Raw genomic sequence first — 18961 nt, 5'->3', positions numbered from 1 at the left:
CTGTAAATTCGGTTAAGAAGAGATGGGGTTGGCCGCTGCTTTTCTAGCGGGCAAATGCCTACCTTTGCTCTTTAAACCGAACCAAATCGGATGACGCCAAAAGATTCTGCGGCTACCCCTGTAGCCAAACAAAATAGCTCTACCGTAGACGTGCCCTTCATTGAAGTGTACGGCGCGCGGGAACACAACCTCAAGAACATCAGCCTCAAAATACCGCGCAACCAGCTGGTGGTGTTCACGGGCATCTCGGGCAGCGGGAAATCTTCGCTTGCGTTTGACACCATCTACGCCGAGGGCCAGCGCCGCTACATGGAGACGTTTTCGGCCTACGCCCGCTCGTTCTTGGGCGGACTGGAGCGCCCCAATGTAGACAAGATTGAGGGGCTTTCGCCGGTGATTTCCATTGAGCAGAAAACCACCTCGCGCAACCCGCGCTCCACGGTGGGCACTATTACGGAAATCTACGATTTCCTGCGCCTGCTCTACGCCCGTACTGCCGAGGCCTTCAGCTATGTGACGGGCGAGAAAATGATTAAGCAGTCTGATGACCAGATTGTGCAGCACGTGCTGGAGCATTTCAGTGGCAAGAAAACCATTGTGCTGGCGCCCGTGGTGAAAGGCCGCAAAGGCCATTACCGCGAGCTGTTTGAGCAAATCAGGAAGATGGGCTTCCTGCGCGCGCGCATTGACGGCGAGCTGGTGGAACTCACGCCCAAGATGCAGGTAGACCGCTATAAGATCCATGACATTGAGATTGTGATTGACAAGCTGGTGCCGAGCGTGGAGGACCGTTACCGCCTGTCCACGTCTATCCAGAACGCGCTGCAGCACGGCAAAGGCACCGTGTTGGTGCTGGACGCTGACACCAATGCCACGCAGTTCTACTCCCGCCACCTCATGGACCCCGCCACCGGCATTGCCTATGATGACCCGGCACCTAACACCTTCTCGTTCAACTCGCCGTACGGGGCCTGCCCGGTGTGCAACGGTCTGGGCGAAATTGAGGAACTCACCGAAGATTCCATCGCGCCAGACAAGAGCCTGAGCATCAGCCGTGGGGGCATCGCGCCGCTGGGCGAGTACCGCGATATCTGGATTTTCAGTCAGATCACGGCCCTGCTCAAGCGCCACAAAACCAGCTTAACGGTTCCTATTTCTGAGATTCCCGCCCAGGCCTGGCATGACCTACTGTACGGGTTTGAGGAGGAAGACCCCAAAGGCAAGCGTGAGCCGTTCATCTTTGAGGGGGTGATGAGCTTCCTGAAAAAGCAGCTGGAGTCAGATTCTGAAAATGTGCGCGCGTGGGTGCAGGAATACACCACCCAGAGCACCTGCCCCGAGTGTAACGGCTACCGCCTGAAAAAGGAGTCTTTGCACTTCAAGCTAGATGATAAACACATCGGCAGCTGGCCGAAATGGACATTGCCGAACTGGCCGCCTGGGTGGCCAACCTGGAAGAGCGACTGAACGAACGCCAAAACCTCATCGCCCGTGAACTGCTTAAGGAAATCCGGAAGCGGATTGGCTTCCTGGTAGACGTGGGATTGGAATACCTGCACCTGCACCGCTCCGTGAGAACTTTATCAGGGGGCGAAAGCCAACGCATACGCCTGGCTACGCAGATAGGAACGCAGCTGGTGGGTGTGCTCTACATCATGGATGAACCCAGCATTGGCCTGCACCAGCGCGACAACGAGAAACTCATCAAGGCCCTGCAAGACTTGCGTGATTTGGGCAACTCAGTGGTAGTGGTGGAGCACGACAAAGACATGATTCTGGCCGCCGACTACGTGGTGGACATTGGCCCGGGCGCAGGCGCGCATGGTGGCCAGATAGTGACGGCGGGTACCCCGAAGGAGATGATGGAAAGCAACACCACCACCTCAGATTACCTAAGCTACCGCCGCGGCATTCCGGTGCGCCGCCAAAAGCGTGAAGGCAATGGCAAGAGCCTCATTCTGCGCGGTGCCACGGGTCATAACCTGAAGAACGTGACGCTGGAGCTGCCATTGGGCAAGTTCCTGTGCGTGACTGGGGTTTCGGGTAGCGGTAAATCGTCGCTCATTCATGACACGCTGTTCCCTATCCTGAACAAGTACTTCTTCAACGCCAAGCGCGAGGCGTTGCCTTACCAGGAAATTGAAGGCCTGAACAACATTGACAAGGTGATTGAGGTGGATCAAAGTCCTATTGGGCGTACGCCGCGCTCTAACCCCGCTACCTACACCGGTGTATTCACGGAGATACGCAGTCTGTTCGCGTCACTGCCCGAGGCTAAAATCAGAGGCTATTCGGCGGGACGTTTCTCGTTCAACGTGAAAGGTGGCCGCTGCGAGACCTGCGAGGGCGCGGGTATGCGTACCATTGAGATGAACTTCATGCCAGACGTGTACGTGCCCTGCGAAACCTGCAAAGGCAAACGCTACAACCGCGAGACCCTGGAAGTACGGTTCAAAGGCAAGTCGATTACCGATGTACTGGACATGACCGTGGAGCACGCCGTGGAGTTCTTCGAGAATCAGCCGCGTATTCTGCGTAAAATCCAGACCTTGAACCAGGTTGGCTTGGGTTACATCACTTTGGGTCAGCAGGCTACTACGCTCTCAGGCGGTGAGGCGCAGCGCGTGAAACTGGCCACGGAGCTTTCCAAGAAAGACACGGGCCGCACACTCTACATCCTGGATGAGCCCACCACGGGTCTGCACTTCCAGGACATTCAGCACCTCTCAGACGTGTTGAACCGCCTGGTAGACAAAGGCAACAGCGTACTCATCATTGAGCACAACATGGACCTGATCAAGGTAGCCGACCACATCATTGACATTGGCCCAGAGGGCGGCGCCAAAGGCGGCACCATTGTGGCCCAGGGCACGCCCGAAGAAGTGGCCCAATGCACCGCCGGCCACACCGCCCGCTTCCTGAAAGAGGAACTGGCCACCAGCCACTATGTAGACGCCCCCGTGTTGGCAGAAGACGAGCCCGAAGCCGATGAGGAGGCTGCAGACGCTCCGGCCCCTGAGAAGAAAACCCGCGGCCGCAAGAAGAAAGAAGCCGCTACGGCAGAAACTGCTCCTGCTACAGAGAAGAAGAAACCAGGCAGAAAGAAAAAAACCGACTAGCGTTTTCGGCCTGTTTTTCTGAAAACAGGCGAAAACATAATTAAAAGCAAAGCCCTCTCTGGTACCAGAGAGGGCTTTGCTTTTAAAAAGAAACCATGTTCTTAGTGCGCTCCTGCGGCAGGGGCAGTGGTTGCAGGAGCCGCAGCGCTGTCTTTGGCGGCAGGGGCCGCAGCCGAGTCTTTGGTAGATTGGGTTTCAGGGTGGTCCAGGGTAGCGTTGTTGTTCGCCTCTGCTACCTCGTGGCTGCTGGTATGGCCAGTGGCTGCTTTGTCATCTGTCAAGGCATAGCCGGTGCCTTTATCATCTGGATCAGTACTGGCAGTATACGTATTGCAGGAAGCACCCACTAACAACGCTCCAGCAACAATGAATGGCATCAGTTTTTTCATAACGTATGGATAAACTTTAAATCTTAGTTAGTTCTGCTTTATACCGGTTCTCCCCTAAGAGGTTACCGCCGCAAAAGTAAGCAGACTCTACCACACTGCCACACCCCCTGCTGTTTTTTTACGGGCTGGCAGCTTCCATCCCTCTCACTGCGTTGAATCTCTGGCTATAGTATCTGTGGCCAGGGCATGCGTAGAGGTGGCTCCCCCCATTCCGGCCCCGCCGGCGCTGCTGGTGGCAGAGGTAGGGCGCACCGCTGTTGAATCTCCGGTAGTGCCGGGCCCTTGGTCAGTGGTAGAGGTACCTGTTCCTGCTCCGCCACACGCGGCAACAGCAAAGAGCAGGCCTGTCAGTATCCCGTTGGCCTTGCATGTTCTTCTTCTCATGCAAGTACCTGGTAGATGGAGCAAAAGCAAAGAGCCAGTCAACCTCTGCTGACTGGCTCTTATCCTGCAGTGCAAGAATTACTAGTCTACGGTGTCTTCCAGCTTGGTAGCCATCTCTAAGTGAGAGCGTAGTTGCGGAAGCATTTTAGTGGCCAGTGCCTTCACCTGTGCATTCTGAGCGTTGTTGCTCTTGGCCTCAAACATGGCAATGGTCATTTTGTGGCTGGTTTCCATGATGTCCATGAAATCCTCATCAAAGTCTTTACCGGTTTTGCCTTTCAGTTTGTCTACCATGGCCTGGTGCATAGGCATTAAGGTGGTAGGCAGCTGAATGTTCAATTGCTTGGCCAGCGCCATGGCTTCCTGGTTGGCTTTGGAGTGGTGGTCTACCATCATCTGGCCATATTTTTTCACATCGGCGTTAGCCGCGTTCTGTACCGCCATTCTGCCCAGCTCAATCTCCAGCATGTTGGCGCTGGCGGCGTTCATCATAAAGGCAGGATCATCTAAATCAGTGACTGTGGTGACATCAGCGTCTGTACCCATAGTACCGGTGGTTCCGGCAGAAGACGTGGTTCCGGTGGTACCAGCCGTGGCATCTGCGGTACCGGTGGTACCCATGGCCGCATCTGTGGCAGTGGCCGTTTCAGCGGTAGAGGCTGTGTCTGTACTAGTATCTGTGCTAGTACAAGCAGCGGTGAACATCATGGCACCGGCCGCAATCATAAGCATTGTTTTTTTCATAGTTCCTTTTGTTATTTATTCAGGTTCACCTTACATACGGGAAGGTTTGACTGAGGTTGAGCCGTACAAGAACAATACACTTGCATTGCCCAACCAGAGACAGGCCACGCCCTCAGGCGGTTAGTCAATCTTTGACTCCAGTTTGTCTGCTGAGTCAAGGTGCACGCGCAGAATGGGCAGTGTTCTCACCGCAAATGCTTTGACAGAGACGGTTGGGGCTTTGTTACTGGCTACCTCAAACTTGGCTATGTCATATTCATGCAGGTCTTCCATGAACTCCATATACTCCTCATCCAGCTCTTTGCCGCTGAGTTTTGAGAGTTTGTCAACCGCTTTCTGGTGGGCGGGCATAAGCACCGCCGGCGGAGTCATGTTCATACCGGAGGCAATGGAATGCACTTCTAACGCGGCCTTGGTATGGTGGTCCATCATCATTTCGGCAAACTGCCTCACCTCAGGTTTGGCACTTCTCTGTTGCACCAGTTTTGCCAGCTGTATCTGCATCATGCTGGAACTGGCGGCCTCGTTCAGGAATTCCCCCTCTGTCATGAGCTGGTTCTGGAACATGAAGCCCCCAGAAGCCGCCGCATGGGTGTTGGTGCTGGCATTGGCCTCACGTATGGCCTCATCTGTGCCCCTGGTGGAGCCAGCGGCCATGTTGTTGTCCCTAATGCTGGCCTCATAGGCGTTGGTGGCAGGAATCTGATTAGAGGTAGACGTTTCTATTCTACTACAGGCGGCACCGGCGGCCAGGGCCCCGGCAATGCACATATACATTAGCTTTTTCATAGGTATTTTTTTCAACATCAAACAATCAACTGCACTTACTGGTAGGCGCGGTTACGGCACTACCTTCTTGAGCTGCGTGGCCAACCGTAGGTAGCCTTGCAGAACGGGGGTGTTTTTCAAAGCGAAGCCACGCAGCGCCAGGTTGCTGGAGCTGGAGACGGCATTCTGGTACAGGGCTATGTCTTGTTGCAGCGCCGTCTCCATTTCACGGGCATACGTTTGTTCAAACACAGGCGAAGACAGCTTTGCCGTTCTGTCATAAATCACCTTGTCATTACCAGATAGGGCGCCGGGATATGTGACCCGCATCTGCTGGGCCACCCCCTTCAGCTCTGTGTTGATCCTGGTGTGCTGCTGGGCCATCAGTTTGGCAAACTCCCTAACCTCCAGATTGGCACTTTTCTGCATAGCCAGTTCACTGAGCTGTACCTGCAGCAGACCGTTACTGCCCGCAATGGCGACAAACGAGGCGTCTGCCTTAGAGGCTGAAGGAGTACCCGTACCAGACCCGGTGCCAGCGCCAGCGCCGGTACCTGATCCTACGTCAGCGCCGGCGCAGCCCGTCAGTAAAATCAGAGAAAAAACTACTGCCCACCCGGCTAGAACCCACTGTTTTATCTTCTGCATTTTCATTCTTCTACTTCTGCACCTGGCTTTCCAGCTGCTCAGCCTGTTCTACATGGGCTCTGAGGGTAGGCAGTGCTTTGGCGGCATAACTTTTCAACTCAGGGTCTTTGCCCTCATTGGCCATTTCCTCATACTTTTTAATGATCTCCTCATGGTTCTCCACCACCGCCTCCAGGTAAGCCTGGTCAAAACCCGCTCCCGTTTTGCTCAGAATGTCATTGTACAGATCCTGGTGATCATTGCCTAACTTGGTAGGGGTGATGAGGTTCTTTAAATCTGCAATCTGCTTGAGCTGGGCGTTGGTCTGGGTGTGGTGATCCAGCAAAAGCTGACCAAACTGCTTCAGGCCAGGATTTACGGCTTTGCTGCTCGCCAGCCGCCCCAGCTCTGCTGAAAGCATGTTGTGGCTGGCGGCCTCGGCCACAAACCAGCCGGCGGCTTCATCTTTCCCGGTGCTTTCCAACAGCTCCTCATTGTGCTTAGCGGCCGCGTCTACTGAGGTAGAGTCAGAAGAACCGCCGCAGCCGGAAACCCAGAAGAGCAGCGCGCCCCCGCAGATCAAGTGAAACAGATTTTTTTTCATAGTTAGATTTTGTACGCATGGCTTTACAGGTGGCACCTGTCCGTGTTTTTACGGGCGAAGCGGGCTAGGGTTGAAAATGCGCCCGGCCTTGTTTTGTATATAAAATTTACTATATTTAATTCACCCTTGGTTAAACCCACTCTTCCCTTTGCTGTCAAAGGGAAAAAACAGACAAATGATTACTGGCATGAAACTACTTAAGAAGGGGGCTGCGGCATGGTTGCTGCTGTTTCCGGTCTTGTTTCTGGGCTGCAAGAAAGACCAGGAACAGGAAGACGCCCTGGAGAACATCCAATCTGTAGAAGACAACGCGGTGGCAGAAGCGGAGTTTGCCTCTGTCTTTGACTGGGTAGACACTGAAGCCCCTGAAGATTATCAGTCTGGTGTCAGGGTTACCGGTTTTATCACCCCCTTGCCAGACTCGCCCAGCGCTCCTGGAACGCCGCCACCCAAACCCTGACCCTTGACTTTGGCACCGCCAACTGCCTGTGCCCGGACGGGATCTACCGCCGCGGAAAAATCATAGCCGTCTTCAACGGCCCCAGACGCACCGTGGGGGCTACCGTTACGGTTTCCCTGCAGGAGTACTACGTGAATGACCGCCAGCACACCGGCACCAAGGTCATCACCAACCTGGCAGCTGAGACCGGCAAGCGGAAATACCAGGTGGTGGTCACCGGCGCGGGCATTATCACCCCAGACGGCACCATCTCCTGGGCAGCCAACCGGGTTCTGGAACGAACCGCCGGGGCCGGAACAGTACAGCTAACAGATGATGAATATGTCATTACCGGCTCAGCCACCGGCACAAACCGCAAAGGCGTTGCGTTTACCTGCACCATCACCACGCCCCTCAAAAAGGTGTTCAGGGTGGGCTGTCTCAAGAACTTTGTAGCCGGCCAGGTTAGCGTGACCAACAAGAATGGCGGCACCCTCACCTTGAATTATGACCCCGTGGGCGGCGAACCCTGTGACAAGGTGGCGGCCATCACGGTGAACGGAAGAACCAAACAAATTACCCTGCGCTAAGGCATTTGGTAACGAACATAAGTACTTGGGCAGAAATAACTAGCTATTTCTTTCCTCTCTGGAATTCTGGAAGGATCTTGGTGGCGAACGGCAGTATCGGTCAGTAAGAGCTTATCTCGTTCGCTCACAAGATCCTTTCAGGATGACAAAATGTATAATTTGATTTGTCTTGCTACTGAAAACAGAAAAGGGAGCCTAAAGCAGGCTCCCTTTTCTGTTTTCAGGCTACTTTTTCAAAAACAGGCCTAAACCGTATCTCAACTACAGACTTACGCCCTTCTTTCTTCCGGCTTGCCGAATGGTGTCCCGCACCAGCTCCTCATGCTCCTCGGGCAGGTCGTCAAAGCTTATCTCCCCGGCTTGGCCGCTGGTCAGGCGGTAGAGCATCTTGTCTGGCTGCACCCGCAGCAGACTAATGTTGCTCCACAGCAGGGTGAGAGCAGACTGGTTGGGCAACAGCTTCAGTTCCAGGTATTGGTCTGTCACCTCTACATAGCGGGTGCCAGATGGTTTGCGGCGGCGCCAGGCAATGAACAGGTACGAGATGGCCAGTGCCAGCTGGATCAGGGGTAAAATGTACTCCCCCACCGTGGTGGCGCCTTCTTCTACGTAGCGGTGGTACACCCCGTACCCGCCAATGAGCAGGAACACCACGGCCAGAAAAAAATACACGCGCATAAGCGTAGTGCCGTTCTGAGCAGCGGGGGCTAAATTCAGGAAGAAAGGCTCCATAGGCAGTCTTATTTTGGTGAATTGTTTTTGCGTTGACGCAGCACAAAGAAGATTTTCAGCAGCACAAACATCAGAAAACCCGCAAATGACAGCACGGGCACCAGAATATTGGGGTGCTCCAGATTGCGCCACAGAATAAGAAAGGAAACCACCAGCATTCCGTTTAGCAGCATGTTCCCGTTTCGGGTTTGGTTACTCATAGAAATAGGAAAGAAATAAAGATACAAAAAACCAGCCACTCCCCAACCCGTCTGTTTTTGGCCTGTTTTCTGAAAAACAGGCAAAAACAGAAAAAGAGGTTCTACTGGTTGGCCATGGTCCACTTCTCAAAATCCTTGAAATAGCCGCTTCCCCAGAACTGGTACCTCGGGATCATGTTCTGCTGCAGCCGTTTCTTGAAATCAGTGAGGTTTTTCTGCTTCTCTTCTGTCCAGAGCACCTCGCTCAGAGCAGTCATACGCGGGAACACCATGTACTCCACCTTAGACGGATAGCCCATGTACTCGGTCCAGACGTTGCCTTGGGCGCCCATGATGTAGCGGCCCAGGTTCTGCTGCTTCAGCTCTGCCGGCACGGGCTCAAAGTTATACACGGCATCCAGCGGGTTGTACCCATGAATGGCGAGGCTGTCTTTGGGGTCTTTTGACTGATACGCGTCAAAGTAGAGCGGCTTTCCGGGGCTCATGATCACCGGGTGTTTCAGCTGCGCGGCCGCAATGCCTTCTTTGGCCCCGCCCCAGTTCATGACAATGGCCGTGGTATCCAGTTTCCCCTCCAGAATCTCATGCCAGCCAATGATCTTTTTGTTCTTCTTGGCCAGGTAGCCCGCCACCTGCGTGATGAAATACGTCTGCAGTTCCTTCTCGTCTTTGAGGCCGTAGGCCTTCATAAACGCCTGGGTCTTGGGGTCTGCTTTCCACCACATCTTGCTGCACTCATCGCCGCCAATGTGCACGTACGGCGACGGGAACAGATCAGCCACCTCGCCAAACACGGTCTCCAGAAACTTAAACGTTTGGGGGTTGGGCGCCAGCACGTTGTTCTGCCGGTTGTACATGCCCCAGGTGTTGGCTACCTGCCAGGTGGTATCAGGGCGGGTGCTGAACTCAGGGTAGGCCGCAATAATGGCCCGGCTGTGGCCCGGAATGTCAATCTCAGGCACTACGTTGATGCCGCGCACAGCGGCGTATTTCACAATGTCGCGCACCTGGTCTTTGGTGTAGAAACCGCCGTAGCGGGTAGAGTCATAGCGGGCGGGCTGGTCTTTGAAGTGGCCAATGAGGGTAGAATTCCGCCACGCGCCCACGCTGGTCAGTTTGGGGTACGCGTCAATCTGCAGGCGCCAGCCCTGGTCATCTGTGAGGTGCCAGTGAAAGGTGTTGAACTTATGGAACGCCAGGTAGTCAATGTATTTCTTGATGAACTCCACCGGAAAGATATGACGGCTTACATCCAGGTGCATGCCGCGGTACGCGAACCGGGGGTAATCTTTGATTTCTACCGCCGCTACCTCAGCGGTTTTTACTTTCTGCAAGGGCAGCAACTGCAGCAGCGTCTGGAGACCATGCACCACCCCCGGCACATCTTTGGCCTTCACGGTAATTTGGTTCCCCTGCGCCTGAAGCACGTACATTTCTGGTTTGCGCCGCCGAAGGGTCATTTTTTAAATAAATCTGGGCAGCGTTGCCCGCCGCTTTTGCGCCTTGCACCACTTTCAGGGTCAGCCCCAGCTGTTTTTGCAGCAACCCCTGCAAATAGGTGACCTGCTCCTGAAAAGGGGCATCTGCCACAATCACCGTCTGCGCCGTTACGGGCACCGGCTTCTTGCCAAGTGCGTTTACCCACACCGGTTTGGGAATGATGTTGTTCACAGACGGGGGTTGGGCGTGGCCGCCAAGCGACAGCACTAAAAGCAGAAGCGCCACCAGGGGAAGTCTAAGATTTAGCATTTTTTCTGATTAGATTCTCGTCATTGCCGCATTGCGGCTGTGTAAAGGTAAACACCTGCACAGGATCACGGCAAAAAGAAAACGGCCTTTGCCCCATAAAATTGGGCAAAGGCCGTGAAATCACTGCTTAAAAGTAGTGTTTGTCAAGATCACATTGTCTTGCTACCTGAACTTATGACTGCTTGGGCTGCGGTTTTGGCTTGCGCGGCAGCTTGTCTTTGCGGTTGGCGGTCTGGTACACAAACGAGGCCACAATCACAGAGGCCTGCTTCAGGTCATCGGGCTGCAGGCGGTCATAGGTGTCCATGTTGGTGTGGTGGGTGCGGGTGTCATACTCAATCTCATCCTGTATGAACTGGAAGCCCGGGATGCCCAGCGCATCAAACGCCAAGTGGTCAGTACCACCGGTGTTGCGGTTGGTCACAGTAGTGGCACCCAGATCATGGAACGGCTTGAACCACTCTTTGAACAGCGGCGCTACCGCCTCATTGCCCTGCGTGTAGATTCCTCTGATTTTACCGGTTCCGTTGTCCAGGTTGAAATAAGCTGAAACCTTATCATACTCAGGCAAAGTCTGCATGGTCTGCGCATCACCTAAATGCTTTTTAGCATAGCCTCTGGAGCCGTGCAAGCCTTGCTCCTCGCCACCCCACAGGGCAATGCGAATGGTACGCTTCGGTTGCAGGTTCAGGGCTTTGAGAATACGTACGGCCTCCATCATCACGGCCACGCCGGCGGCGTTGTCTGTGGCGCCGGTGGCGGCATGCCAGGAGTCAATATGACCGCCCAGCATCACCAGCTCAGACTTCAGTTTCTTGTCAGTACCCGGTATCTCAGCAATCACGTTGTAGCCCTGCGGGTCATCTGTCACAAAGCGGGTCTTGCTTTCCAGCTCCACCTCTACCGGAATACCGGCGCTCAGCAGGCGGCTCATGCGCGCAAGGTCTTCCAGGGCAATCTCAAACTCAGGCAGCACCGGCTTGGCATCCTGGGCATAAGAGGCGCCGTTGCTGGTAAAGAACGTACCGTGGGAGCCGCTGCGCGAACTCAGAACGGCGGCAGCCCCTTCTTGCAGGAACATTTCAGACATTTTGGTAGCCAAAGCTCTGCGGGCCCTGAACGCGGCCATCTGCTCTTCGCTCATGGGCGCCCGTCCCGCCGAAGGCTGTACCGGCTCAGCCATTTTCTGCAGCTGCTCGTCTGTGTATCTGAAAGCCGAGGGCTCAAAAGACGTTTTAATGGGGTTGTTCACCTGCATCATCACAATCTTGCCTTTCAGCTTGCCCGCGTACTGCGCCAGGTCTTCTTCTTTGGTGGCTTTCACCAGCACCACCTGGCCTTTCACCGTGCCATTGGTGCTGGGGGTCCAGGCTTTGGGCGAACCAATCATGGGCTGGTAATACGGTTTGGTCAGCGCCAGGTAAGACTTCTCTACCTCCCAGCCTTTGCCAAACGTGCCCCAAGGTTCAATGGTGGCATTCTTCAATCCCCAGGAAGTCAGCTTATCCTTGGTCCACTGGTTGGCTCTGGCCAGACCCGGGGAGCCGGAAAGACGCGGACCGTTCACATCTGTCAGGTAAAACGCAATGTCCATGACCTGTGAGTTTTTCAGGCCCTCCTGGCGGATTTTCTCCACCACGGCCGCGTCTAGCGGTTCGGCTTGCTGGGCAAAGGCAGGAACCGCCAGGAACGCGGTGCCCAACAAAAAGGCGTAAGCTTTGTTCATTTGTTTGTAGGAATTAATAATGAGTGTGTTGGAAGCGGTAAAGATAGAAAGTTGCTGCAAATTAGCCACTCTTTAATAACAGCATCACCTCAGTGTCTCGCTAAAAGCATGCGTTTACAATTATCTTATGCGCTGCAACCGGGCCTCAATTGAACCTGGCTTGGCGGTTGCCCCGCCCCATGGCGCTGCTATGCTGCTCAAAAAACGGGCTAGAAGCACCTTTTCCTCCCCGTTTTCGCCGGCAAAAATTAAAATGTAAACAAGCGCTTACCTCTGCCCCAGCTGACTATTTTCTCTGTTTCTTCCCCACTTTTGAAATAAGGCCATACAGCCCTACGCAGAAAGTGATGAGGGTAATTCCGTAGCCTAACGGCAGAAACACGACCGCGCCAGTCACACAACCTGCGCCTTGCCCTTTGGCAGTCACTCCCTCTAATAAAGCACTGGCTGCCAAAAACGTGGCTTGCCAGGGAAGGAACACCCCTAGGGCGCAGGCTGTCAAAAAAATAGAAACCCTGATGGGCAGGTTTGTTTTCACCACCAAAAAGCCCGCCTGCTGTACAACCAGCGGAAGAAATAGGAGTAGAAAAGCAAAAAGCATAGAAAATCCTGTAGAACGGTAAAAAGAAACCAAACCTCTTTTCCCTTTATGCGGCTTTCCACCCTGGGTAACCCATACCCCTTGCCACTCCCGCCGCAAACCCTTACTTTTGAATGAGCGCATGCCGGCAGTTTTCTTTCACTCCCCAAATATGCCCCAACCTTAGCGTCTTTGACCTTGATTTTGAAAAACACCCCTGAAACAATGTCTGAAGAAAAACTTATCTATACCGTCACCAACGGCGTGGCCACCATCACCCTCAACCGCCCAGACGTATTCAATGCGTTCAATGACCAGCAGAGCTATGAGCTGCAAGATGCGTTAAAACAAGTCACCCGTGACGCCAGCGTGCGCGTGGTCATTCTCACCGGCGCGGGCAAAGCCTTCTGCTCGGGCCAGGACCTGAAAGCCATTGCCGGGGCCGAGAAACGCTCATTGGCTGAAAGCCTGCACAAGCGCTACAACCCCATCATCAAGGCCATGCGCGAACTGCCCAAACCCATCATCTGCCGCCTGAACGGCGTAGCGGCCGGGGCCGGTTGTTCCCTGGCGTTGGCCTGTGATTACATTGTGGCCAGTTCTGCCGCCAGTCTGATTGAGGTGTTCGTAAACGTGGGGCTGGTGTTAGACTCCGGTAGTTCTTACTTCCTGCCAAGGCTGGTGGGCATGCGCAAGGCGTTTGAGCTGAGCACGCTGGGCACCAAAGTCCCCGCCGAGGAAGCCTTGCGCCTGGGCCTGGTCAACCAGGTAGTGGCGCCTGAGGAACTGGACGCCGCCGTGCAGCAGATCACTGACCGCTACGCCGGCGCCCCTACCAAAGCCATTGGGCTCATGAAGAAGATGCTGAACAAGTCGTTTGAGTCCAGCCTGGACGAGATGCTGGAATATGAGGCGTACTGCCAGGAGATTGCCGGTTCCTCGGCTGACTACCGCGAAGGCGTAACCGCCTTCAACGAGAAGCGCAAACCTGTTTTTACAGGAGAATAAGCAAATTCTGGTTTCGGCCTGTTTTTGTAAAAACAGCCCGAAAACAGAAAGGCGGCATTCCCTCTCCCCCGGGGAGAGGGTTAGGGTGAGGGCAGTGAAGGAGCAAAGGCCATTGGCGCAGACGCTCGCAGGTCCTCCGGACGCTACGAGGTCTTTTCAAGATTGCTGATGGTTTATTGCTATTTGTTGAAAATGAACTGGCGCGATACTCCGGTGTTGTGACGAACCGTGATACGAGTCTCCAGAGACGCAAGAAACCACAAGTAGAACACAGGGAGTCTGGAGACTCCACTCACTTATCGGCACGAGTCTGGAGATTCGCGCCAGATTAAGGTTTCAACCAGCTTTTTACGAGGACACGGGAATAACCTAGTTGGCTTATTGCCATCAGGGGTACTGCTCCTGGGCTGACCGTTCCGCTAGCCTTTGCCCCGGGGAGAGGGAATGCTGGCTTGGGCGTTTTCGGGCTATTTTCCCAAAAACAGCCCCAAAACAGAAACTTACGCTACAGCAGCCACAGCAGCAGCCAACCCAAAGCACCGGCCAGAAAGCCCGCCACCAGCGCCGGGAGCAAGTTCAACCGAAGTACTTCTTTGTAGTCTTTCAGGTTGGCGATAGAGGCGGCGGCCACAATATTGAACAGGCAGATGGCATTTCCCAGCCCCGCCCCCACCAGTTGCAGCGCCAGGATTACCGTAGGATTCACCTTCAGCAGCTGGGCCGTTTCCAGCTGAGACGGCGCAAAGACCACATTAGAGACGGTGGTGCTGCCGGTGATAAAAGCGCCCAGGATGCCCAGGAACGGCGAAAACAGAACATAGCCGCCTTGCAGGCGGCCCATCATGCCAGAGATATAGTTGACCATAGACGGCTGCACCCCGCCCGAGTGGATCATGAGCTGCGCAATCATGATAGACGGAAACAGCACCAGCGAGACCATAGCCGTTTTCTTCCCGGCTTCGGCCAGATAAAACGTGCGGCTCTTTTGGTAGAGCGCCACCGCCCCCCCCACCAGCAGAAACGGAAAGAGCGGCGAGAGCAAAGGGCGCAGACCAGTAGAAATCCCCGTCCCGAAGAGGTGGTGAAAACGCAACTCCCAGCCCAGCACCTGCTGCAGGCCGCCCCAGAGCTTAGGGAGCAGCAGCAACCCCGCCAGCAGCACATACGGCACCCAGGGGCCCACCTGCAGCCGGGTGCCTTTGCTCCTCAGGTACAGCACAGACAGCAGCAGCATGGCCAAGGCCGCCAAGACGGTAGCCAGATCAGTCACCCACCAGGCAAACCCGCAGAACGGCACCGCAAAGAACGAGAACAGCACCCATACCTGAGCTTTGTGCCGCACCGGGGCCTGGGCGTTCCGGAGAAACCTGAAGACAAAGAAAAGCAGCGCCCCCTGCACCAGCACCCCTATCACGGCCGCCCAGAGCCCAATCTGCCGCACCTGATCTGGCGGCAGCCGCAGCGGGTGCTGCATGCCCGTGAGCAAGGGCGTGCCCACCGCCCCAAAAATGGCAAAGAGCCCGTCAAACAGCAGCACCACCGCCACTGACACCAGCGCGTCATAGCCCATGGCCATGAGCAGCAGCGGCACAATGGCCCCCGGCGTGCCAAACCCGGCCACTCCTTCAAAAAAGGCGGTCAGGCCAAGGGCCAGCAGGAAAAACCGGATTTCCTTAGACGGGTGAATCTGCTCCAGCGACTGCCCAATCTGCTCCACCAGCCCCGTGCCCTGCATCACGTTGTACAGAAACAGCGCCCCAAACACAATCATGAGAATATTGAGGGTAGACACCACAGACACACCCATCACCGCCAGGTACTGGGCAACCGGGGCGCCCCAGTAAAAGAACAGGCCGCTGGTCACCACCAGGCCCAGCAACGCCGCCTCACGCACACTCCTCAGCAGGGAGAAGAGAATGAGTACGGCAATGGGCAGTAGGGCTAAGAGAAACATACACGGTTTCGTTTGGGAAGAACGCTCTATTTTACGGCTGTTTTCAGAAAAACAGGCCAGAAACAGCTTTAAAACGCAAAGCCCCAGAGACTGATGCCCACCAGCAACCCTAGCAAAAACCCTGTGTAAATCTGCTTGGTAGTATGGGCCCCCAATGACAGACGGGCCGTCATCACCGCGCCGCAAATGACAATACCCGCCACAATGGGGTACACCAGCACCGGTTCAGGGAGCCAGCCGTGCAGCAACACCAAAATCCCCAGGCCGCCGCCTAACCCCATAGAGTGGGCACTTATCTTCCAGAACTGGTTAATGAACAGCGTGGCGTAGACCGTGGCAGTAATCAGCCCCATGACCACAAAGAAGATGCGGTCAAAATACGGCTGGCGGTACAGCAGCACCGTGGTAATGGTGTAGCAGACAGCCGCCATGAGCAGCGGCCAGCGCCGGTCAATGCGCGCATCTAGCGTAAACGTGGTCACCACCCCCGCCTTCTGCATCAGAAACGTACCAAAGCTGGGCAGCAGAAACGTAGTGATGAACACCAGCAGCAGCACAAACCTGCGCGCCTCCATGGGCAGGGAAACCGCCTCCGGCGGAAGGTAATACAGCAGCAGGGCAAACAGGTACGAGGGCAGCAGCAGCGGGTGAAACACTACGGATAGAACCATCGCCAGGCGGGAATTCACTTTATAAGGAGGAATTAAGAATTGAATACTAAGAATTGGTGCCACTCAAGCACCGGTGGCAAGTTAAAAATGGAATGATAAACTTCTACGCTTTATTTTTCATCTTCTGTCTTGTACTGTATTTCCATTTTGTCATTCTGCAAGAATCTTGGTTGCAAACGGTAAGAGCGGAAAGTACCTGCATTGTTCATTGGTTCTTCTACTGGCGTAAACATACACCTACCCCGCGTATACTTCGTCCTTGACATGTTATTGAAAAAACAGCCTTAAACCGTGGACACAAGAGGACACCTGCAACAGTACGGCAAATCATTCGGGGGACCTACCTGAAAATTTGAAAGACATTCTTCCATTCTTGGTATTCACACCAAGAAACTAAACAGCAGCACCTTCTTCTCTTGCTGGTGAGAACACGCAACAAGGGCAAATGACAAAATCTTCAATCATCACCTTCATTCTGGAGACATCTTATAGGGAGCACACTACTAGATGTATATTAATTCGCGGCAACTACATTTCGCCCACAAGATCCTTTCAGGATGACAAAATGGGGAGATTATACCGATTCCTAATTCTCCATTCGCAATTCCTAATTCCCTATTCTCATTCCCTCCGCTGCGCGGATTATAGTTCTTTCCTCAACCTGGCCACCGGAATGTTCAGCTGCTCGCGGTATTTGGCCACGGTGCGGCGGGCAATGTTGTAGCCTTTCTCGTTGAGCATCTTCTCAATCTTGTCATCTGAGAGAGGCTTGCGCTTGTTCTCCTTGTCAATGATGTCTTTGAGAATGGCTTTCACCTCACGGCTGCTGGCGTCTTCGCCGGCGTCGGTGGCAATGCCCTCTGAGAAGAAAAACTTGAGCGGGATAATCCCGAACTCGGTCTGCACGCTCTTGCTGTTGGCCACGCGGCTCACGGTTGAAATGTCCATGCCAATGTCCTCGGCAATGTCTTTCAGAATCATGGGCTTGAGCTTGCTCTCATCACCCTCCAGAAAATAGTCATACTGGCGGCGCATGATGGCTTCCATGGTGCGCAGCAGGGTGTTCTGGCGCTGTTTGATGGCGTCAATGAACCATTTGGCGGCGTCCAGCTTCTGCTTCACAAACGTCACCGTCTCCTTCAGCTTCTTGTCGGTTTTGGCGCTTTTGTCATAGGCGTCAAACATGTCTGCGTACGAGCGCGAGATGCGCAGGTCTGGGGCGTTGCGGGCGTTCAGAGACAGCTGCAGCTGGCCTTCTTCATTGGTAATGATGAAGTCCGGAATCACGTACTGCACGCGGGTGGCGCTGCCGGTGCCGCCGGGCTTGGGGTTCAGCTTCAGGATTAAGTCAATCGCGGCTTTCAGCTCGTAGTCTTCCAGCTCCAGTTTCTGCTGAATGCGGCTGTAGTGCTTCTTGGTGAACTCGTCAAACGTGTCGTGAATGATTTGCTCGGCCACCTCAGTAATGTCATCGGGGTCGCGGCGCTCCAGTTGCAGCAGCAGGCACTCCTGCAGGTCGCGGGCGGCAATGCCGGGCGGGTCAAAGGCCTGGATTCGGCGCAGCACGTCTTCAATCTCCTCTACGCTGGCGTCAATGTTCTGCGAGAAGGCCAGGTCATTGGAGATGGCCTCCAGTTCCCGCCTGATGTAGCCGTCCTGGTCAATGGAGCCAATAAGCTGCTCGCCAATGGCCAGTTGCTTCTCGTTCAGGTTCAGGAAACCCAGCTGGTCCATGAGCGCATCTACCAATGAGCCCGTAGAGGCAATGGGCATTTCGCGGTCTTCCTCCTCGCCGGGGCCGTCGCCCTGCATTTTGTAGCCGGCTATCTCGTCATCGTTGATGTAATCTTCCAGGTTCACGTCGTCATCGTCACGGCGCAGTTCCTCCTCCCCGAAGTCGTCTTCGGAGTTGTCAAATTCATCATCGGCCTCGCCGGAGTCTTCGTTGCTGTCCTGGGCGGGCTCGTCGGCGGCATCGCCTTCCTCCAAGGCAGGGTTCATCTCCATCTCCTCTTTAATGCGCGCCTCCAGCTCAGCGGTAGGCACCTGCAGCAGCTTAATGAACTGTATCTGCTGCGGCGATAGCTTCTGGGATAAAAGTTGTTTTAGGTCGAGTCTCTGCATACGTCAAAACACCGGTCTAATCAGCGTAGACTAGGCCAAAGTTATAGTTTTTTACTAGCGGTTTGCAAAAAAGGTTAGTCGCGCCGCGGCGCGAGGTAGCACGTATGGCGTATCACGTAGCAAGACGTTGGGGGTTGGCCGCTAATCCTCTGTCTGCCCCCGGTGAAAAGCCACTATTGCTAACAAGAAGTCCTTGAGGCGTTTTGGGCCTGTTTTCGGGAAAGTAGGCCAGAAACGGAAACCAAGCCATCAGCTGATGAGCGCAACTTACCAAGCAATTCCTTTCCCTACCTTTTGTCATCCTGAAAGGACCTTGTGGGCGAACGGCAATGCCGCTTGAGCAAAGCGCAAATCTGCTAACATCACTTACAAATAGAACCGTGAACACAATTTCCGTTTCTGGCCTACTTTCGGGAAAACAGCCCGAAAACAGCAACCAAGCATCAGCAGATAAGCACTAACCTTGCCAAGCGACTCCCCCTTTTGTCATTCTGGAAGAATCTCGGTAGCGAACGGCAGAAACACTTGAGCAACGATTTCCTATTTCGCCCAC

General features: G+C 54.5%; 17 protein-coding genes and 1 pseudogene. 4 read left to right on the top strand and 14 right to left on the bottom strand.

Going from position 1 to position 18961, the window contains the following annotated elements; all coding sequences use genetic code 11:
• Positions 1-90: 90 nt before the first annotated feature.
• Positions 91-2936: pseudogene (uvrA, locus tag A8O25_RS00140) on the top strand (excinuclease ABC subunit UvrA); the annotation flags it as partial.
• Between the two features lie 284 nt (positions 2937-3220).
• Here the strand turns inward: uvrA and A8O25_RS00135 are convergent.
• The 6 genes from A8O25_RS00135 to A8O25_RS00110 all read right to left on the bottom strand — a co-directional run bounded on the left by A8O25_RS00135 (position 3221) and on the right by A8O25_RS00110 (position 6635).
• On the bottom strand, positions 3221-3496 hold the full coding sequence (locus A8O25_RS00135) for a hypothetical protein (protein ID WP_153042530.1): 276 nt from the start codon (positions 3494-3496) through the stop codon (positions 3221-3223).
• 156 nt (positions 3497-3652) lie between these two features.
• A complete protein-coding gene (locus A8O25_RS00130) occupies positions 3653-3892 on the bottom strand; it encodes a hypothetical protein (RefSeq protein WP_066829173.1) in 240 nt (79 codons plus the stop codon).
• A gap of 81 nt (positions 3893-3973) precedes the next feature.
• Positions 3974-4636, bottom strand: coding sequence for a DUF4142 domain-containing protein (locus A8O25_RS00125; RefSeq protein ID WP_066829170.1), 663 nt, complete (start codon positions 4634-4636; stop codon positions 3974-3976).
• Positions 4637-4756: 120 nt separating this feature from the next.
• Positions 4757-5425 carry a DUF4142 domain-containing protein gene (locus A8O25_RS00120; RefSeq protein WP_161947669.1) on the bottom strand — a complete coding sequence of 223 codons (669 nt, stop codon included), beginning with the start codon at positions 5423-5425 and terminating at the stop codon, positions 4757-4759.
• Between the two features lie 51 nt (positions 5426-5476).
• On the bottom strand, positions 5477-6052 hold the full coding sequence (locus A8O25_RS00115; RefSeq protein ID WP_161947668.1) for a DUF4142 domain-containing protein: 576 nt from the start codon (positions 6050-6052) through the stop codon (positions 5477-5479).
• 10 nt (positions 6053-6062) lie between these two features.
• On the bottom strand, positions 6063-6635 hold the full coding sequence (locus tag A8O25_RS00110) for a DUF4142 domain-containing protein (RefSeq protein ID WP_066829163.1): 573 nt from the start codon (positions 6633-6635) through the stop codon (positions 6063-6065).
• Between the two features lie 187 nt (positions 6636-6822).
• Here A8O25_RS00110 and A8O25_RS00105 point away from each other — a divergent pair, with 187 nt between their 5' ends.
• Positions 6823-7095 (top strand): hypothetical protein, encoded by a 273-nt coding sequence (locus A8O25_RS00105; protein ID WP_153042529.1) that lies wholly within the window; start codon positions 6823-6825, stop codon positions 7093-7095.
• A 92-nt stretch (positions 7096-7187) separates the two neighbouring features.
• Positions 7188-7664, top strand: coding sequence for a hypothetical protein (locus A8O25_RS00100; RefSeq protein WP_066829157.1), 477 nt, complete (start codon positions 7188-7190; stop codon positions 7662-7664).
• Positions 7665-7925: 261 nt separating this feature from the next.
• Here A8O25_RS00100 and A8O25_RS00095 read toward each other — a convergent pair whose 3' ends face one another.
• The 5 genes from A8O25_RS00095 to A8O25_RS00080 all read right to left on the bottom strand — a co-directional run bounded on the left by A8O25_RS00095 (position 7926) and on the right by A8O25_RS00080 (position 12071).
• Complete coding sequence (locus A8O25_RS00095; protein ID WP_066829155.1) at positions 7926-8396, bottom strand: hypothetical protein; 471 nt, start codon at positions 8394-8396, stop codon at positions 7926-7928.
• Positions 8397-8404: 8 nt separating this feature from the next.
• Positions 8405-8596, bottom strand: a complete 192-nt coding sequence (locus A8O25_RS22785) for a hypothetical protein (protein WP_153042528.1) — start codon at positions 8594-8596, stop codon at positions 8405-8407.
• A gap of 101 nt (positions 8597-8697) precedes the next feature.
• Positions 8698-9993: a beta-N-acetylhexosaminidase gene (locus A8O25_RS00085; RefSeq protein WP_241498892.1), complete on the bottom strand. Its 1296-nt coding sequence runs from the start codon at positions 9991-9993 to the stop codon at positions 8698-8700.
• Entirely contained in the window at positions 9908-10345 is a 438-nt protein-coding gene (locus A8O25_RS23640; RefSeq protein ID WP_241498891.1) for a hypothetical protein, read from the bottom strand. The genes A8O25_RS00085 and A8O25_RS23640 overlap by 86 nt, the downstream gene beginning before the upstream one ends.
• Positions 10346-10517: 172 nt before the next feature.
• Positions 10518-12071, bottom strand: a complete 1554-nt coding sequence (locus A8O25_RS00080; RefSeq protein ID WP_066829548.1) for a M28 family metallopeptidase — start codon at positions 12069-12071, stop codon at positions 10518-10520.
• A gap of 805 nt (positions 12072-12876) precedes the next feature.
• Between A8O25_RS00080 and A8O25_RS00070 the strand changes: the two genes are divergently transcribed.
• The gene (locus A8O25_RS00070) at positions 12877-13659 is read left to right on the top strand and encodes an enoyl-CoA hydratase-related protein (protein WP_066829147.1); all 783 of its coding nucleotides are present in this window, start codon (positions 12877-12879) and stop codon (positions 13657-13659) included.
• A gap of 505 nt (positions 13660-14164) precedes the next feature.
• Here the strand turns inward: A8O25_RS00070 and A8O25_RS00065 are convergent.
• The 3 genes from A8O25_RS00065 to rpoN all read right to left on the bottom strand — a co-directional run bounded on the left by A8O25_RS00065 (position 14165) and on the right by rpoN (position 18408).
• Complete coding sequence (locus A8O25_RS00065) at positions 14165-15613, bottom strand: L-lactate permease (protein ID WP_066829144.1); 1449 nt, start codon at positions 15611-15613, stop codon at positions 14165-14167.
• Positions 15614-15681: 68 nt separating this feature from the next.
• Complete coding sequence (locus A8O25_RS00060) at positions 15682-16284, bottom strand: hypothetical protein (RefSeq protein WP_153042527.1); 603 nt, start codon at positions 16282-16284, stop codon at positions 15682-15684.
• Between the two features lie 642 nt (positions 16285-16926).
• Positions 16927-18408: an RNA polymerase factor sigma-54 gene (gene rpoN, locus A8O25_RS00055; protein ID WP_066829138.1), complete on the bottom strand. Its 1482-nt coding sequence runs from the start codon at positions 18406-18408 to the stop codon at positions 16927-16929.
• Positions 18409-18961 lie beyond the last annotated feature (553 nt).

This window comes from Rufibacter ruber (assembly GCF_001647275.1).
Taxonomy (GTDB): Bacteria; Bacteroidota; Bacteroidia; order Cytophagales; family Hymenobacteraceae; genus Nibribacter; species Nibribacter ruber_C.
This window is presented reverse-complemented; position numbering and strand designations above follow the sequence as displayed.

What these genes read in the sequence shown, in the direction of transcription:
- A8O25_RS00115 (WP_161947668.1), bottom strand. Translation starts at nt 6,052, where the DNA reads ATGCAGAAGATAAAACAGTGGGTTCTAGCCGGGTGGGCAGTAGTTTTT.
- A8O25_RS00070 (WP_066829147.1), top strand. Translation starts at nt 12,877, where the DNA reads ATGTCTGAAGAAAAACTTATCTATACCGTCACCAACGGCGTGGCCACC.
- rpoN (WP_066829138.1), bottom strand. Translation starts at nt 18,408, where the DNA reads ATGCAGAGACTCGACCTAAAACAACTTTTATCCCAGAAGCTATCGCCG.
- A8O25_RS00125 (WP_066829170.1), bottom strand. Translation starts at nt 4,636, where the DNA reads ATGAAAAAAACAATGCTTATGATTGCGGCCGGTGCCATGATGTTCACC.
- A8O25_RS00110 (WP_066829163.1), bottom strand. Translation starts at nt 6,635, where the DNA reads ATGAAAAAAAATCTGTTTCACTTGATCTGCGGGGGCGCGCTGCTCTTC.
- A8O25_RS00105 (WP_153042529.1), top strand. Translation starts at nt 6,823, where the DNA reads ATGAAACTACTTAAGAAGGGGGCTGCGGCATGGTTGCTGCTGTTTCCG.
- A8O25_RS22785 (WP_153042528.1), bottom strand. Translation starts at nt 8,596, where the DNA reads ATGAGTAACCAAACCCGAAACGGGAACATGCTGCTAAACGGAATGCTG.
- A8O25_RS00080 (WP_066829548.1), bottom strand. Translation starts at nt 12,071, where the DNA reads ATGAACAAAGCTTACGCCTTTTTGTTGGGCACCGCGTTCCTGGCGGTT.
- A8O25_RS00135 (WP_153042530.1), bottom strand. Translation starts at nt 3,496, where the DNA reads ATGCCATTCATTGTTGCTGGAGCGTTGTTAGTGGGTGCTTCCTGCAAT.
- A8O25_RS00130 (WP_066829173.1), bottom strand. Translation starts at nt 3,892, where the DNA reads ATGAGAAGAAGAACATGCAAGGCCAACGGGATACTGACAGGCCTGCTC.
- A8O25_RS00060 (WP_153042527.1), bottom strand. Translation starts at nt 16,284, where the DNA reads ATGGTTCTATCCGTAGTGTTTCACCCGCTGCTGCTGCCCTCGTACCTG.
- A8O25_RS00065 (WP_066829144.1), bottom strand. Translation starts at nt 15,613, where the DNA reads ATGTTTCTCTTAGCCCTACTGCCCATTGCCGTACTCATTCTCTTCTCC.
- A8O25_RS00095 (WP_066829155.1), bottom strand. Translation starts at nt 8,396, where the DNA reads ATGGAGCCTTTCTTCCTGAATTTAGCCCCCGCTGCTCAGAACGGCACT.
- A8O25_RS00120 (WP_161947669.1), bottom strand. Translation starts at nt 5,425, where the DNA reads ATGAAAAAGCTAATGTATATGTGCATTGCCGGGGCCCTGGCCGCCGGT.
- A8O25_RS23640 (WP_241498891.1), bottom strand. Translation starts at nt 10,345, where the DNA reads ATGCTAAATCTTAGACTTCCCCTGGTGGCGCTTCTGCTTTTAGTGCTG.